A 14,355-nucleotide genomic window follows, 5' to 3' on the forward strand; every position below is an offset into this window, starting at 1 on the left:
AGACACCATGCAGCAGCCCCAACATCCCCTGAACCCCGCGCGCCGCCGCCTGCTGCAAGGCGCGGCGGCCGGCGTGGCGCTGACCCTTGCCGGCGCGGCGCGAGCCGCGGATGCCTATCCCGCCAAGCCCGTGACGATCATCGTGCCCTATGCCCCCGGCGGGCAGGGCGACGTCTTCGCCCGCATCCTCACCGAACGCCTGGGCACGGAATTCAAGCAGACCTTCATCGTCGAGAACCGCCCCGGCGCGTCGGGCGCGGTCGGATCGCGCATCGTGCTGCGCGCGCCCGCCGACGGCTACACCCTGCTGCTGGGCCAGACCGGCGAGATCGCCGTCAACCCGTACGCCATGAAGTCGCTGGGCTATGACCCGCTGCGCGAGTTCGCGCCGGTGATCCTGGTGGGGGATTCGCCCCTGGTTCTGGTCGTGCCGGAAAAGTCGCCGCATGCGGACCTGGCCGCGCTGATCGCGGCCGCCCGCGCCAAGCCGGACGCCATTGCCTACGCATCGTCGGGCACCGCCACGCCGGGCCATCTGGCCGCCGCCGCGCTGGCGCTGGGCACGCAAACACGCATGATCCACGCGCCGTACAAGGGCGCCGGCCAGGCCATGTCGGACCTGCTCGGCGGGCATGTCGACTGCTTCTTCTCCAGCGCCTCGGCCGCCATGCCGCACATCAACAGCGGCCGTCTGCGGGCGCTGGCGGTATCCTCGCGGGAGCGCCTGGGCATCCTGCCCAAGGTGCCCACCATCAGCGAGGCCGCCGTGCCGGACTTCCAATTCAGCTTGTGGGGCGGCGTCTTCGCGCCCGCGCAGACGCCCCCCGCGGTGGTCGAGCAGCTCAATGCGAAGCTCAATGCCATCCTGGCCGAACCCGAGATCAAGTCGCGGCTCGAAGGCGACGGCGCGGCCGTGCGGCCGAACACCTCGCAGGAATTCACGGCCTTCGTGCGCAGCGAAGCCGCCAAGTATCAGAACCTGGTGCAAGCCACCGGGGTCCAGGTCGAATAAGCCCGGCCGAACCATCCACAGGAAAACGCTCCATGAAAATCGTTGTACTCCCCGGCGACGGCATCGGCCCCGAAACCATGGCGGTCGCTGTCGACGTGCTTGAAGCCGCATCGAGCCGCTTCGGCCTGAACCTGCAGTTCGACCACGACATCGCGGGCCACGACAGCCTGAAGCAGCACGGCGCCACCGTCACGCCCGCCCTCCTTGAAAAGGTCAAGGCGGCCGACGGCCTGATGCTGGGCCCCATGGCCACCTATGACTTCAAGGACGAAGCGCGCGGCGAAATCAATCCGTCGATGTACTTTCGCAAGAAGCTGGACCTGCACGCCAACATCCGTCCCGCGCGGACCTATCCCGGCATGCAGGCGCGCCTGGGCGAATTCGATCTGGTGGTGGTGCGCGAGAACACCGAAGGCTTCTACGCCGACCGCAACGTCGAGTCCGGCGGCAGCGAGATGCTGATCACGCCCGACGTCGTCGTGTCCCTGCGCCGCATCACCCGCCAGTGCTGCGAGCGCATCGCGCGCACGGCGTTCGAGCTGGCCATGACGCGCAACAAGCACGTCACGATGGTGCACAAGGCCAACGTGCTCAAGCTGGGCGACGGCATGTTCCTGGAGATGTGCCGCCAGGTCGCGCAGGAATTCCCGGAAGTCCGCGTGGACGACGTGATCGTCGACGCCATGATGGCGCATGTGGTGCGCGCGCCTCAGCGCTACGACGTCATCGTCACCACCAACATGTTCGGCGACATCCTGTCCGACCTGACCGCCGAACTGTCGGGCAGCCTGGGCCTGGGCGGCTCGCTGAACGCCGGCCGCGACTACGCGATGGGACAGGCGGCGCACGGCTCGGCCCCCGACATCGCTGGCCAGAACATCGCCAACCCGATCTCGCTGATCCTGTCGGGCGCGATGCTCCTGAACTGGCACGGCCAAAAGACCGGCAACCAGGCCTTCCTGCAGGCCGCCGCCGCCATCGAGACCACCATCGCGGACACCATCCTTGCGCAGGAATGCACGCGCGACGTGGGCGGCAAGCTGGGCACGCGCGAAGCCGGTGCGGCCTTCGTCGCGCGCCTGCAGGCGGGCTGACCATGACGGCGCCGCAGCTTGCCGCAGGCGCCTGCGATTGCCACGTGCACGTCGTGGCGCCGCAGGCCGATTACCCCATGCTGGCGGACCGGCCCTACACGCCCGGCCCCGCGTCCGCGGATGCGCTGCGCGCGCATCTGCAACGCCTGGGCCTGGCCCATGCCGTGATCGTGCAGCCCAGCATCTACGGCGCCGACAACCGCCTGCTGGTGGACAGCCTGCTGGCGCTGGACGGCGCGGCACGGGGGGTGGCCGTCGTGGATGATGACGTGGCGGACGCTGAACTCTCGCGCCTGCACGACGCCGGCGTGCGCGGCCTGCGCGTCAACCTCGAAAGCACGGGCGCCAGCGACGCCGCCACCGTCAGCCGCGCGCTGTCGGCCTGGGCCGGCCGCCTTGCGGGGCAAGGCTGGCACCTGCAGGTCTACGCTTCGCTCGACGCCATCGCCGCCGCGGCCCCCGCGCTGGCCCGGCTGCCAGTGCCGGTGGTGCTAGACCACTTCGCGATGATTCCGGCAGCGCTGCCGCTGGACGATCCGCGCGTGCGGCAGGTGCTGGCACTCGTCGGTGACGGCGCCGCGTACGTCAAGCTGTCCGCGTCGTACCGCATCAGCGCCAACCCCGATGACCCCGAAGCGGCCACGCGCGTCACTGCGCTGGCCCGCGCCTTCATCGCTTGCAACCCCGAACGCGCCCTGTGGGCCAGCGACTGGCCGCACACCAACCGCGAACCCGGCAAAGGGCCCACCGAAGTCAGCGCCTATCGCGACGTTCCGCCCGAACGCCTGCTGCGCGAAATCGCGGCCTGGCTGCCCGACGCGGCGTTGCGCCGCCAGGTGCTGGCGGCCAATCCCGCGGCGCTGTATGGTTTCTAGTCCTTAGCGCAGCGGAGTCCGCCGCATGAACCTATCGCTACGCCACATGAAGGCCTTCACGGCCCTGGCGGCATTGCGCAGTTTCACGCGCGCGGCCGAGCACTGTTGTCTGACGCAGAGCGCGTTCAGCGCCCTCATTTCCAACCTGGAAAGCGACCTCGGCGTGAAGCTTTTCTCGCGCAGCACACGCAACGTCGAGCTGACCGCCGAGGGCGAGGCCTTTCAGAACATCGTCGCGCACCTGCTGCCTGAAACAGAGCGCGCCCTGGCCGAAATGCGCGACCACGTCGAGCGGCGCAAGGGCCGCGTCGCGCTTGCCGCGCTGCCGTCGATTTCGTCGGGCATCCTGCCCGGGCTGATCGCCCGCTTCGGCGACGACTACCCCGGCATCAGCGTGCAGGTGCAGGACGTGGCCAGCACCGTGTGCATCGACATGGTTCGCAACCGCCAGGTGGATTTCGCGCTGTGCGCGGCTGTCTATCCCAGCACCGACCTCGACATCGAGGTGCTGGCGCGCGACACCTTCCACTTCATCTGTCCCGCCAGCCACCCGCTGGCGGCCCGCCGCCGCCTGTCGGTGCAGGACGTGCTGGACTATCCCATCATCGGCTTCGAGAGCAACAGCAGCATCCGCCAGCACCTGGACGCCGCCATCTATCCCCGGCAGTGGTTGCGTTCGCACCAGGTCAACAGCCTGTCGACGGCGGCCGGGTTCATCGCGGCCGGCCTGGGCGTCACCATTGCGCCAACCCTGGCGCTATTTCAGTTTCGGCTGGCCGGACTGAAGGCCGTGCCGCTGTCCCTGCCGATCAACGAACGCGACATCTGCCTGGCGCGGCGGCGCGACGCCACCGACTCGCTGGCTGCGCAGGCTTTCCTCGCCCTGCTGCGAGAACACCTGCAGCCCTCCGTCCAGGCGCTGGCCCGCACGCTGGACTGACGCTTTCGCCTGCGATGCCAGACGGGCGGGCGCCTTGCCACCGGCGCACCCCGCCCGCATTGACGCGCGCGCTTTTCGCCGCGCTCGCATTTATCGATTTCTTCGATTTTCTTATCAAAATTATCCATTCATCGACTGAGACGCGCTGTCTATCATGGGGTCACAACAGCAGAACAATTCAAGGAGACAACCCCATGAAGCGCCTCGCCCGTGTTCTCGCTGGCGGCTGCCTGTCCGCCGCCTTCGCCTGCGCCGCCCCGCTGGCATTTGCCGATACCTACCCCGCCAAACCCGTGCGCCTGATGGTTGGCATGGCGCCCGGCGGATCCAACGACACGGTCGCCCGCATGGTGGCGGCCGAATTGTCCAAGACGTGGCCGCAGCCCATGATCGTCGAGAACAAGCCGGGCGCGAACAGCACCATCGCCACCGGTGAACTGAAGCGCTCGCCCGCCGACGGCTACACGTTGATGCTGGTGATCTCCTCGCACGTGACCAACACGCTGCTCTACCCCAACCTCACCTACACGCTCACGGATTTCGCGCCGGTCTCGCTGATCGCCGACACCCCGTTCGTGCTGGTCGCCAATCCCAAGTTCGAGCCCAACACCACCAAAGACCTGATCACGCTGGCCAAGAAGAAAGAGCGCGGCATCGACTTCGGCACGCCAGGCCAGGGCTCCACGCAGCACATCTCGCTGGAGCTGCTGGACCAGATGGCCGGCATCCGCATGAACCACATTCCCTACAAGGGCGGCGCGCCCGCGCAGACCGACGTGATCGGCGGGCTGATTCCGCTGATCTTTGCCACGCCCACGCAGAGCCTGCCCTTCATCAAGCAGAACAAGCTCAAGGCGCTGGCCGTGACGTCAAAGGAGCGCCTGCCGCAACTGCCCGACGTGCCGACGCTGGCCGAATCCGGCGTGCCCGGTTACGAGGCCAACGTGTGGTTCGGCATCATCGCGCCCGCCGGCACGCCGCCGCAGGTCGTCGAATTCCTGCACAAGGAGATCTCGCGCGTGGTCAGCCAGCCTGCCATGCAGGCGCGCCTGGACGAAATGGGCCTGAAGCCGCTGGATGAATCGCCCGCGCAGTTCCAGCAATTGATCGACAGCGAAAAAGTGAAGTGGGCTGGCGTCATCAAGCAAAGCAACCTCAAGTTCGACTGATCCCAATCCAAACCGGAGCATCCCTGCATATGCCTACCATCGAATCCGTCTCAGTCTGCATCGCCCGCGTGCCGCTCGCGAATCCGGTGACGTTCTCCACGCGCCAGGTCAAGGCGCGCGAATACTGCCTGGTGCGTATCCGCTCGACCGACGGCCACGAGGGCCTGGGATACTGCTACGCCGTCAACAGCGCGGGACGCCTGCTGTCCGTGGCGGTGACCGACCTGCTGGCGCCGCGGCTGGTGGGCCAGGAGTCCCTGCGGGTCGAAGGTCTGTGGACCGAGCTGTACCAGGAGGCGCTGCTGCTGGGCCGCGCCGGCGGCGTGATGCGCGCGCTGTCCGCCATCGACACGGCGCTGTGGGACCTGAATGCCCGCAGCGCCGGCGTGCCGCTCTTCCAGTACCTGGGCGCCACGGTGAAGGACCGCGTGCCGGCCTACGCCAGCGGCGGGTACTACCAGCCGGGCAAGACACCGGACAAGCTGGCTGCCGAAATGGCGCAACACGTCAAAGAAGGCTTTCGCGCCGTCAAGATGAAGGTCGGCCTGGAAAGCGTGGCCGGCGAGCGCAAGCGCATCGCTGCCGTGCGCGAGGCCATCGGCGACGACGTGCGCCTGATGCTGGACGCCAACAATGCATGGCGCGACCTGCCCACGGCGCTGGAATACATGCGCGCGTTCGAGCCCTATCACCCCTTCTGGATCGAAGAACCCTTCTCGCCCGACGACATCGACAACCACGTGCGGCTGGCGCGCGCCACGCCGGTCACTGTCGCCACCGGCGAGGTCGAAGCTGGCCGCTGGCGCTTCAAGGACCTGATCGCCAGCGGCGCCACCACCATCCTGCAGACCGACGCGACCGTGTGCGGCGGCATCACCGAATGGCGCCGAATCGCGGCCACGGCGGACAGCCACGGCATCACCGTCGCGCCGCACGCGTGGCACGACGTGCACATCCACCTGGCCGCCAGCGCGCCCAACGCGACCTACGTGGAATGGATGCCGGACGATCACATCGTCAACTTCCGCCGCCTCATCGACCGCCAGCTGCAGGCCGAAGACGGCAACCTGCTGGTGCCCACCGAGCCCGGTCTTGCCTTCCGGTTCGACGACGACGCGATCGCCGAATATGGCGTCGTCTATCCCGGCGAACGCGACCGGTGGCAGGTCGTCCGTTGAACACGGCCGCCCCCGCGCTGGGCCTGCTGTTGTCGGCCAAGGTCGATACCGCGCACGGCCCGCGCCTGGACAGCCTGGCCCAAGCGGGCGGCGTGCGCCTGCAGCGCCATCGTGTCGAAGCCGCGGACCCCGGACACATCGACGTGGCCTTCTTTTCGCGGGACCTGTACGAAGGCAGCTCGCTGCGCAAGCCCGGGCCGCAATCCGATGCATTCTTCCGTGTGGCGGACGCCGCGCCCAACCTGCGCTGGCTGCACGTGTGCTCATCCGGCCAGGACTTGCCTCAGTACGCACCCACGTTGGCGCGCGGCATCCCTGTCACCGCGTCAACCGGCGTCACCGCCGCCCCCATTGCCCAGACGGCGGTGGCCGCCATCCTGGCGCAGTCACGCGGCTTCGACCGGTGGCTCGCGTCGCAGGCGCAGCGCGCATGGCAACCCTTGACGGGCGACGCGCGGCCCCGCGACCTCGCGTCGATGCGCGTGGTGGTGCTGGGCGCAGGCGCGATCGGGCAGGAGATCGGGCGTTTGTGCTCGGCGCTTGGCCTGTCCACCACGGCTGTGCGCCGCCGCGCCGAACCAACGCCAGGCTTTGACACCGTCATCGGTCTGGATCAACTGGACGACGTCCTGCCGCATTGCGATTGGCTGGTGCTGGCGCTGCCCCTGAACGCATCGACCGCTGGCATCGTCGGCGGCCGCCAGCTCGCGCGGCTGCCGCGCGGCGCCCGCATCGTGAACGTCGCCCGGGGCGAGCTGGTCGACCAAGCCGCGCTGACGCACGCGCTGGCCACCGGACACCTGGCGGGTGCGTACCTCGACACCTTCACCGAAGAGCCGCTGCCCGCGGCGTCGCCCCTCTGGTCGCTACCCTCGGTGTGGATCAGCCCCCACAACAGCGCGGCGTCGCTCGGCCACGAGGACCGCGTCGTCGACGGCTTTGCGGATCGGTTCCGGCACTGGCTGGCGGCTCACGCGGCGGCGCTGGGCACTGCGCGCCGCTAACCCGTCTTCCGGGTTCCTTCCGCGTCGATCCCGCCCTTCCCCGCCGGCCAATCGACCCGGCGTTCACCTCGCGCCGCCTAATCCCTCTCCGCATTTCCCGGCGTTTGCCGAATGCGCTTAAATATCGTTTTGCGCCGGGGCCTGCTCCCCCAGGCCCGCCGCGGCCGTGCGCGCCACGCCAGCGCCTCATCGAAAGCCCCATCCAGATTCCGGAGTCTCTGCCTTGTTCCGCAGATTTGAAAGCCAGCTCAACCCCTTCCCTTCCGAGAACGTGCCCCCGCCGCCCACGGGATTCTTCGCGTTCCTGTGGTTCTGCACCCACGGCTCGCGCCGCTACATCGCCGCACTGGCGATCCTGAGCGCGGCCGTCTCCATCTACGAAGCATGGCTCTTCGCCTTCCTGGGCCAGGTCGTCGACATGCTGACCGCCTGGAACGCCGGCGAGCCCGCGTCGGCGCACGAACAGCGCGTTCTGTGGGGCATCGCCATCGTGCTGTGCGCCAGCGTCGGCGTCGTCGCGTTGCGCACGCTGGTTCAGCATCAGGTCCTGGCCATCAATCTTCCGCTGCGCCTGCGCTGGGACTTTCACCGCATGATGCTGCGGCAAAGCCTGTCGTTCTTCTCCGATGAATTTGCCGGCCGTGTCACCACCAAGGTGATGCAGACCGCGCTGGCCGTGCGCGAAGTGCTGCTGACTTTCTGCGAAATCGTGCTCGGCATCGCCGTCTACTTCATCACCATCGTCGCACTGGCCGGCGGGTTCGACTGGCGGCTCATGCTGCCCTTCATCGGCTGGATGGCGCTTTACGGGCTGGCCATGATGTATTTCGTGCCGCGCCTGGGCAAGGTCGGCAAGGAACAGGCGCATGCCCGCTCGTCCATGACCGGCCGCGTCACCGACGCCTACACCAACATCACCACCGTCAAGCTCTTCTCGCACACCAACCGCGAGGCCCGCTTCGCGCGCGCCGCCATGGAGGACTTCAAGGAAACCGGTTACCGGCAGATGCGCCTGGTCAGCCAGTTCGAGATCGTCAACCAGGCGCTGGTGTCGGCGCTGATCCTGGGCGCCGGCGGTTACGCGCTGTGGCTCTGGCATGGCAGCGAAATCGGCACCGGCGCCGTCGCCGCCGTCACTGCCATGGCGCTGCGCGTGAACGGCATGTCGCACTGGATCATGTGGCAGATGACCTCGCTTTTCGAGAACATCGGCACCGTGCAGGACGGCATCGCCACCCTGACCCACGCACCCAAAGTCCAGGACGCGCCCAACGCGGCCACCCTGCGCGTCACGCGCGGCCAAGTTCAGTTCGACGACGTCTACTTCAACTACAACAATGAGCGCCAGGTCCTGGACGGCCTCACGCTCACCGTGCGCCCCGGCGAAAAGATCGGCCTGGTGGGCCGTTCGGGCGCGGGCAAATCCACGCTCATCAACCTGCTGCTGCGCTTCTACGATGTCGAACGCGGCCACATCCGTATCGACGGCCAAGACATCTCGCAGGTCACGCAGGACAGCCTGCGCAGCGCCATCGGCATGGTCACTCAGGACACGTCCCTGCTGCACCGGTCCATCTGCGACAACATCGCCTACGGCCGCCCCGACGCCAGCCGCGAAGAGATCCGCGCCGCCGCGGCCCGTGCGCAAGCCGACGAATTCATCGAGCAGCTCAGCGATTCGCATGGCAATTCCGGCTACGACACACTCGTCGGCGAGCGTGGCGTCAAGCTCTCCGGCGGACAACGTCAGCGCATCGCGATCGCCCGCGTCATGCTCAAGAACGCACCCATCCTGCTGCTGGACGAAGCCACCAGCGCGCTCGACTCGGAAGTGGAAGCCGCCATCCAGGAGAGCCTGGACGAAGTCATGCAAGGCAAGACCGTCATCGCGATCGCGCACCGGCTATCGACGATTGCCGCCATGGACCGGCTTATCGTGATGGATCAAGGGCGCATCATCGAACAGGGCAGCCACGCGGAACTGCTGGCGATGAACGGGGTGTACGCGCGCTTGTGGCGTCATCAAAGCGGCGGTTTTCTGGCGGAAGAACCCAGCGAACCCAGCCAGCAGCCGTGACCGGAGAAGTTTCGTTGCACTTTATTAGGGACGCAATAAAGGTCCGCTCGGATAATCCTCGCGCCATTCGATAAGGATCTTTATGTTGAAGTTGAAAGCTGCCCTCCTCATCTCCGCGCTCGGCGCCGCCGCCGTTCTGCCCGCGCACGCGGCCTCACAGCGCTCCGTCGATGCCCGCGAATTCGACGTTGCCGGCGTCAAGACCGGGATGGACTTTGACGAAGCGCTCGCCGCCGCCGCCAAGAATTTTCATGTGGGCAAGAAAGACATCCGGATCGGCTACGCGAGGAACAACCCCGTCACGAACTCCAAGATGCCGATGAATTTCAGCTACGAGAAGGACGGCATCAACTTCATCGTCCACTTCGAACCGCGCGTGCCCGTCGACCAGCAACGCCCGCTCGCGGTGTCGCAGATCCGCTATGAACTGCCCTGGACCCCGGCCAACAAGGAAGCGATGGGCAAGGCGGCGCTGGAGAAGTACGGCCGCCAGTCCAACTATCCCAACGACCTGAATATGGAGTGGTGCGCCAAGCCCAGCTCGAATCCCGGCATGGGCTGCTCGAACGACATGACGCAGGCGGTATTGAAATACAGCGGCGTCAGCATCCAGATGGTTGACCCGGCATGGACGAATGCACGGATCGAGTTTGTGCAGCGTAGCCAGTCGAGAAAGCCCAGCTTCTGATGCGCCGCGGCAAGCGGCAGGACCGCCTGCCGCTACAGCAGCGTCACCGCGGCGGCCGCCCCGGCAATGGCCATCAGCCAGGCCCAGCGCCGTCCCGGAAAAATGGCCTGAAGCAGGCTGCCCCGCGCCAAACGTGCGACGTGATTGTCAATCCCGCGCTGGCACAACGCTTCCATCTCCGCCAGGGCCTGGCGACGCGTCGCGTTGCGGTCGCAAGTACCCTCGGTCACGGCCGACTCGAACATCTCGTCCAGATCCAGTTCGGACAGGATGCCCTCGGCCGCCAGCCAGACCAGGGCGCCGCCCAGCGTCATGAAGGGCGCCTGCGGCAGCGCTTGCAGCCTAAGCAGCGCCGCCGCGTGGTGGTCAGCGCGAATGACGCCGTCGACGCGCAGGCGCTCAAGCAGCGGGAGGGGAGCCTGCGTCATGCCGGCATGCCAAACAAAAGGAACGCACGCTGGCGCAACATGGATTGAGCACTCCCCAGTAACGAAGTCGATGGCGGGTCCCTTGCGGCAAAAAAACCGGCTCGGATTCCCCTCATGACGGCGAAGACAAGGAACGCTTCGCCATCGTTTTTCGACGTCGTTTTACCAGCCGCTGTCGGCCCTTAGTGCCCTTCCTTGGCTGTCCATTGATCGAGGGCAGGACAGACCTCAATTGCGTGAAACGAACCGCATATTCGAAATGGATCGATGGAAAGTTTCCGGCAACTACCCACGCGCCAGGTAATGCAGAATGCCCCGGCAGCCTGGCTCAATCCCCAAGCCGCGCGGGAAGTTGCGCCAAGAGCCAATCAATGAACACGCGCAGCCGGTGGGTGACATGGCGATTGTGCGGATACACCACATGAAAGGGATACGGCTGGGGCCGCCACGGTTTCAGGATCTCGACGAGCGCGCCACGCTTCAACGCGGGGCCCGCCGCATAGGTAAAGGTCTGCACAATGCCCAAGCCCGCCAGCGCCGCCGCCAGATGCGCGTTGCTTTCGTTTACGCCCACGCGGTGTTCGACCTTGATCTCCGTTTTCACGCCGTCGCGTTCAAAGCGGAATGGAAATGCCCGGCCGTTCTGCGGCGACAGGTAGCTGACCAGTTTGTGGCCGTTCTTCAACTCATCCGGATATGCCGGCGTGCCGAATTGCTTTAGGTATCCCGGCGTGGCGCACGTGATCAGGTCCGCCTTGCCGATCTGCCGGGCCACCAGCGATGAGTCGTCAAGCGGACCGCCCCGGATCACGCAATCCACGTTGTCGCTGATCAGATTGACCGCGCGATCCGACACGCCAAGATCGATCCTGATGTCGGGATAACGCGCCAGGAAATCCGGGATCGCGGGGATCAGCACATCGCGCGCCGTGGATCCGCCCACATCGATGCGCAGATGGCCTTTGGGCTTTCCTTGCACCGCCTTGAAGCCGCCGTCGATGTCTTCCAGGTCGCGCGCGATGCGCAGCGTCTTCTCGTAGTACTCGCGGCCTTCCGGTGTGACCGTCACGCGCCGGGTCGTGCGTTGCAACAGGCGCACGCCAAGGTGCGCCTCCAGGTCCTGGACCATCTTGCTTAGCGTGGCGTTCGGCATGTCCAGCGAATCTGCCGCCCGCGTGAAGCTGCCCGCCTCCACCACGCGGGCAAAGCCGCGAATCGCCGTCAATTGGTCCATGCCGCAGTCTCATCAAGCGCGCCGATTATCCATAAATATGAATAGTTCTTTCAATCTTACCGGGTTTATTCATTATCCAGGCGGCCCTACAGTACCTCCATGCCCAGTCATTACCGGCCTCTCAGCGGAATTCGCCGCACCGGCACATGACGGTCAACCTTCACTTTCAAAAACATGGAGCGCATCATGAACAACCAACTGAACGGCAAAATCGCCCTCGTCACCGGCGGCACCACGGGTATCGGCCTGGCAACCGCCCAGGAACTGGCCGCGCAAGGCGCGCGGGTCTTCATCACCGGACGCCGCCAGGCGGAACTTGACGCCGCCGTGGCCAGCATTGGCGGCGCGGCGACGGGCATTCGCGCCGACGCGTCGGTGCTGAGCGAACTGGACACGGTCTACGCCCAGATCGCCGAAAGCGCCGGCCGGCTCGACATTCTGTTCGCCAACGCCGGCGGCGGCGACATGATGCCACTGGGCGCCATCACCGAAGAACACTTCGACCGCATATTCGGCACCAACGTGCGCGGCACCTTGTTCACCGTGCAAAAGGCGCTGCCGCTGCTGGTCGACGGCGCGTCGGTGATCCTCACGGCCTCGACCGTTTCGATCCAGGGAACGGCGAACTTCAGCGTCTACAGCGCCAGCAAGGCCGCCGTGCGCAACTTTGCGCGTTCGTGGGCACTGGATCTCAAGGACCGCGGCATCCGCGTGAACGTCGTCAGCCCCGGCCCTGTCCGCACGCCGGGACTGGGCGGCCTGGTCCCGGACGAGGCGCGCCAAGGCCTGTTCGATCATCTGGCCGCGCAGGTGCCGCTTGGCCGTCTGGGCGAGCCGCAAGAGATCGGCAAGGCGGTTGCGTTTCTGGCTTCCGACGCGGCCAGCTTCGTCAATGGCGTCGAGCTGTTTGTGGATGGCGGCATGGCGCAGGTGTGAGCGACTTCGCGCGCAGCCGCGCGTTCTACCAGAGCGCGCTGGCGGCCTTGGGCTATGTGCCACGCAAGACGTTCGAGACCGACATGGGCTTTGGCGCCGGCGACCCCGCCGATGCCGACAACCCGGGCGGCGAGTTCTGGATCCATGAAGGTACGCCCTGCACCCCGCGGGTGCATGTGGCCTTCCGCGCCCGCAGCCGGGACGACGTCGACGCCTTCCACCGCGCCGCCTTGGCCGCCGGCGGCCGGGACAACGGCCCGCCGGGATTGCGGCCCCACTACCACCCCAACTATTACGGCGCCTTCATCCTGGATCCCGACGGCTACAACGTCGAGGCCGTGTGCCACCGCCCCGCCTGACCGCACAGCGCGTGGGAACCCCTCAGCGCACGCCAACGCGGACATCCGCAAGCGCGGCATTGAATCGATGCAGGGAATGAAATGCCGACGCGGCAGAATCGAAGGATTCGCGTCGCGGGGATGGGAGTTTGCTGGGGATTGATGGAGCGGGTGAAGGGAATCGAACCCTCGTATGAAGCTTGGGAAGCTGCCGTTCTACCATTGAACTACACCCGCTCGGGTGTCGTGCCGCGGCCGTGGGCCGGGCAGAGCCGCGATTATAGCGCGGCTTTTTTTCGGGCGGGGCGGCGGCAAACCGCCCCGTTCCGGTCAATCGCTACGATAAATCGCGACGATCACCCGCAGCGATCAATTCGCCGTGATGTTGGCCGCCTTGACTACCTTGCCCCAGCGGTCCAGTTCGGTCTGCGTGTAGGCGCCCAGTTCCTTCGGACCCATGAACGTCGCCTCGGCGCCCTGCTCGGCCGCCTTCTTGCGGAACTCGTCGGTCTTCATGATCTTCTGGATCTCGCCGGCGATCTTGTCCACGACCGGCGCGGGCGTGTCCTTGGGCGCATACATGGCGAACCACGACGAGACGATCAGGTCGGGGTAGCCGGCTTCGGCGGCCGTGGGCACGTCGGGCAGCGACGGCAGGCGGGCGTTGCCCGTGACCGCCAGCGCGCGCAGCTTGCCCGCGGCGATCTGGCCCAGGAGCGGCGGCGGCGTGGTGATGGTCATGTCTACGGCGCCGCCCAAGAGATCGTTCAGCGCGGGACCCGTGCCCTTGTAGGGAATGTGCGTGATCTGCGTGCCGGCCATCTGGTTGAGCAGCTCCGTGGCGACCTGCTGCAGCGAGCCGTTGCCCGACGACGCATAGTTCAGCTTGCCCGGGTTGGCCTTGGCGTAAGCGACCAGTTCCTTCAGGGACTTGATGGGCAGGTCCGGACGCACGACCACGACCTGCGGCGCCGACAGCACGTTGGCGACGGGCGAGAAATCCTTGATGGGATCCCAGCCGGCGGCGGGCGTCACGTGCGGGGTGATGACCTGAAAGCCCGAGTATTGCAGCAGCAGCGTGTAGCCGTCCGGCTTGGCGCGGGCCACGGCCTGCGCGGCGATGCCGCCCGAAGCGCCGGGCTTGTTCTCGACGACGACGCTCTGGCCCAGTGCCGCGCCCAAGGGCTGGGCGATCAGGCGGGCGGCGATGTCGGTGGTGCCGCCAGGCGCGGCGGACACGATCAGCGTAACGGGGCGATTCGGAAAATCGGCCTGCGCGCTGGCGGCGCCGGCGGCAAAGGTCAGGGCAAAGGCGGCGCTGGCGCGCAGGGCGGTGGGCAGGCGGAAAGAGGCCATGCGTTGTCTCCTGGGTATTGTTATCT

Annotated in this window: 14 protein-coding genes and 1 tRNA gene; 11 read left to right on the forward strand and 4 right to left on the reverse strand. The window is 66.7% G+C overall.

Annotated elements, in window-relative coordinates; translation table 11 throughout:
* Positions 1 to 7 precede the first annotated feature (7 nt).
* The 9 genes from H4P35_RS23800 to H4P35_RS23840 all read left to right on the forward strand — a co-directional run bounded on the left by H4P35_RS23800 (position 8) and on the right by H4P35_RS23840 (position 10,037).
* Positions 8 to 1,012, forward strand: coding sequence for a tripartite tricarboxylate transporter substrate binding protein (locus tag H4P35_RS23800; protein WP_226847223.1), 1,005 nt, complete (start codon positions 8 to 10; stop codon positions 1,010 to 1,012).
* Positions 1,013 to 1,044: 32 nt separating this feature from the next.
* The gene (locus H4P35_RS23805; protein ID WP_226847224.1) at positions 1,045 to 2,106 is read left to right on the forward strand and encodes an isocitrate/isopropylmalate dehydrogenase family protein; all 1,062 of its coding nucleotides are present in this window, start codon (positions 1,045 to 1,047) and stop codon (positions 2,104 to 2,106) included.
* 2 nt (positions 2,107 to 2,108) lie between these two features.
* A complete protein-coding gene (locus H4P35_RS23810; RefSeq protein ID WP_226847225.1) occupies positions 2,109 to 2,981 on the forward strand; it encodes an amidohydrolase in 873 nt (290 codons plus the stop codon).
* A 25-nt stretch (positions 2,982 to 3,006) separates the two neighbouring features.
* Positions 3,007 to 3,921, forward strand: a complete 915-nt coding sequence (locus H4P35_RS23815; protein WP_180097640.1) for a LysR family transcriptional regulator — start codon at positions 3,007 to 3,009, stop codon at positions 3,919 to 3,921.
* Between the two features lie 194 nt (positions 3,922 to 4,115).
* Entirely contained in the window at positions 4,116 to 5,090 is a 975-nt protein-coding gene (locus H4P35_RS23820) for a tripartite tricarboxylate transporter substrate binding protein (protein WP_160144406.1), read from the forward strand.
* Between the two features lie 29 nt (positions 5,091 to 5,119).
* Positions 5,120 to 6,268, forward strand: coding sequence for a mandelate racemase/muconate lactonizing enzyme family protein (locus H4P35_RS23825; protein ID WP_175234723.1), 1,149 nt, complete (start codon positions 5,120 to 5,122; stop codon positions 6,266 to 6,268).
* The gene (locus tag H4P35_RS23830; RefSeq protein ID WP_226847226.1) at positions 6,265 to 7,272 is read left to right on the forward strand and encodes a D-2-hydroxyacid dehydrogenase; all 1,008 of its coding nucleotides are present in this window, start codon (positions 6,265 to 6,267) and stop codon (positions 7,270 to 7,272) included. Before H4P35_RS23825 ends, H4P35_RS23830 begins: the two co-directional genes overlap by 4 nt.
* A gap of 223 nt (positions 7,273 to 7,495) precedes the next feature.
* Positions 7,496 to 9,349, forward strand: a complete 1,854-nt coding sequence (locus H4P35_RS23835) for an ABC transporter ATP-binding protein (RefSeq protein ID WP_226847227.1) — start codon at positions 7,496 to 7,498, stop codon at positions 9,347 to 9,349.
* Positions 9,350 to 9,431: 82 nt separating this feature from the next.
* Positions 9,432 to 10,037 carry a hypothetical protein gene (locus H4P35_RS23840; RefSeq protein WP_223573190.1) on the forward strand — a complete coding sequence of 202 codons (606 nt, stop codon included), beginning with the start codon at positions 9,432 to 9,434 and terminating at the stop codon, positions 10,035 to 10,037.
* Positions 10,038 to 10,069: 32 nt separating this feature from the next.
* Here H4P35_RS23840 and H4P35_RS23845 read toward each other — a convergent pair whose 3' ends face one another.
* Both H4P35_RS23845 and H4P35_RS23850 read right to left on the reverse strand, forming a co-directional pair.
* Positions 10,070 to 10,465: a hypothetical protein gene (locus H4P35_RS23845; RefSeq protein WP_226847228.1), complete on the reverse strand. Its 396-nt coding sequence runs from the start codon at positions 10,463 to 10,465 to the stop codon at positions 10,070 to 10,072.
* A gap of 328 nt (positions 10,466 to 10,793) precedes the next feature.
* Positions 10,794 to 11,699 (reverse strand): LysR family transcriptional regulator, encoded by a 906-nt coding sequence (locus H4P35_RS23850; protein ID WP_226847229.1) that lies wholly within the window; start codon positions 11,697 to 11,699, stop codon positions 10,794 to 10,796.
* A gap of 186 nt (positions 11,700 to 11,885) precedes the next feature.
* On the opposite strand from H4P35_RS23850, the gene H4P35_RS23855 reads away from it, so the two are divergent.
* Both H4P35_RS23855 and H4P35_RS23860 read left to right on the forward strand, forming a co-directional pair.
* Positions 11,886 to 12,635 (forward strand): SDR family oxidoreductase, encoded by a 750-nt coding sequence (locus H4P35_RS23855; RefSeq protein WP_180097630.1) that lies wholly within the window; start codon positions 11,886 to 11,888, stop codon positions 12,633 to 12,635.
* Complete coding sequence (locus tag H4P35_RS23860; protein WP_226847230.1) at positions 12,632 to 12,994, forward strand: VOC family protein; 363 nt, start codon at positions 12,632 to 12,634, stop codon at positions 12,992 to 12,994. The genes H4P35_RS23855 and H4P35_RS23860 overlap by 4 nt, the downstream gene beginning before the upstream one ends.
* A 142-nt stretch (positions 12,995 to 13,136) precedes the next feature.
* On the opposite strand, the gene H4P35_RS23865 is transcribed toward H4P35_RS23860, so the two are convergent.
* Both H4P35_RS23865 and H4P35_RS23870 read right to left on the reverse strand, forming a co-directional pair.
* Positions 13,137 to 13,210 (reverse strand) — tRNA-Gly (locus H4P35_RS23865).
* Positions 13,211 to 13,342: 132 nt separating this feature from the next.
* Complete coding sequence (locus H4P35_RS23870; RefSeq protein ID WP_056324932.1) at positions 13,343 to 14,329, reverse strand: tripartite tricarboxylate transporter substrate binding protein; 987 nt, start codon at positions 14,327 to 14,329, stop codon at positions 13,343 to 13,345.
* Between the last annotated feature and the right edge of the window lie 26 nt (positions 14,330 to 14,355).

It is taken from the genome of Achromobacter sp. 77, from assembly GCF_020541125.1.
In the GTDB taxonomy this organism is placed as follows: Bacteria; Pseudomonadota; Gammaproteobacteria; order Burkholderiales; family Burkholderiaceae_B; genus Achromobacter; species Achromobacter mucicolens.

Excerpts from the sequence above, each read along its gene's own strand:
- H4P35_RS23800 (WP_226847223.1), top strand. The coding sequence starts at position 8 with ATGCAGCAGCCCCAACATCCCCTGAACCCCGCGCGCCGCCGCCTGCTG.
- H4P35_RS23805 (WP_226847224.1), top strand. The coding sequence starts at position 1,045 with ATGAAAATCGTTGTACTCCCCGGCGACGGCATCGGCCCCGAAACCATG.
- H4P35_RS23810 (WP_226847225.1), top strand. The coding sequence starts at position 2,109 with ATGACGGCGCCGCAGCTTGCCGCAGGCGCCTGCGATTGCCACGTGCAC.
- H4P35_RS23815 (WP_180097640.1), top strand. The coding sequence starts at position 3,007 with ATGAACCTATCGCTACGCCACATGAAGGCCTTCACGGCCCTGGCGGCA.
- H4P35_RS23820 (WP_160144406.1), top strand. The coding sequence starts at position 4,116 with ATGAAGCGCCTCGCCCGTGTTCTCGCTGGCGGCTGCCTGTCCGCCGCC.
- H4P35_RS23825 (WP_175234723.1), top strand. The coding sequence starts at position 5,120 with ATGCCTACCATCGAATCCGTCTCAGTCTGCATCGCCCGCGTGCCGCTC.
- H4P35_RS23840 (WP_223573190.1), top strand. The coding sequence starts at position 9,432 with ATGTTGAAGTTGAAAGCTGCCCTCCTCATCTCCGCGCTCGGCGCCGCC.
- H4P35_RS23845 (WP_226847228.1), bottom strand. The coding sequence starts at position 10,465 with ATGACGCAGGCTCCCCTCCCGCTGCTTGAGCGCCTGCGCGTCGACGGC.
- H4P35_RS23850 (WP_226847229.1), bottom strand. The coding sequence starts at position 11,699 with ATGGACCAATTGACGGCGATTCGCGGCTTTGCCCGCGTGGTGGAGGCG.
- H4P35_RS23855 (WP_180097630.1), top strand. The coding sequence starts at position 11,886 with ATGAACAACCAACTGAACGGCAAAATCGCCCTCGTCACCGGCGGCACC.
- H4P35_RS23870 (WP_056324932.1), bottom strand. The coding sequence starts at position 14,329 with ATGGCCTCTTTCCGCCTGCCCACCGCCCTGCGCGCCAGCGCCGCCTTT.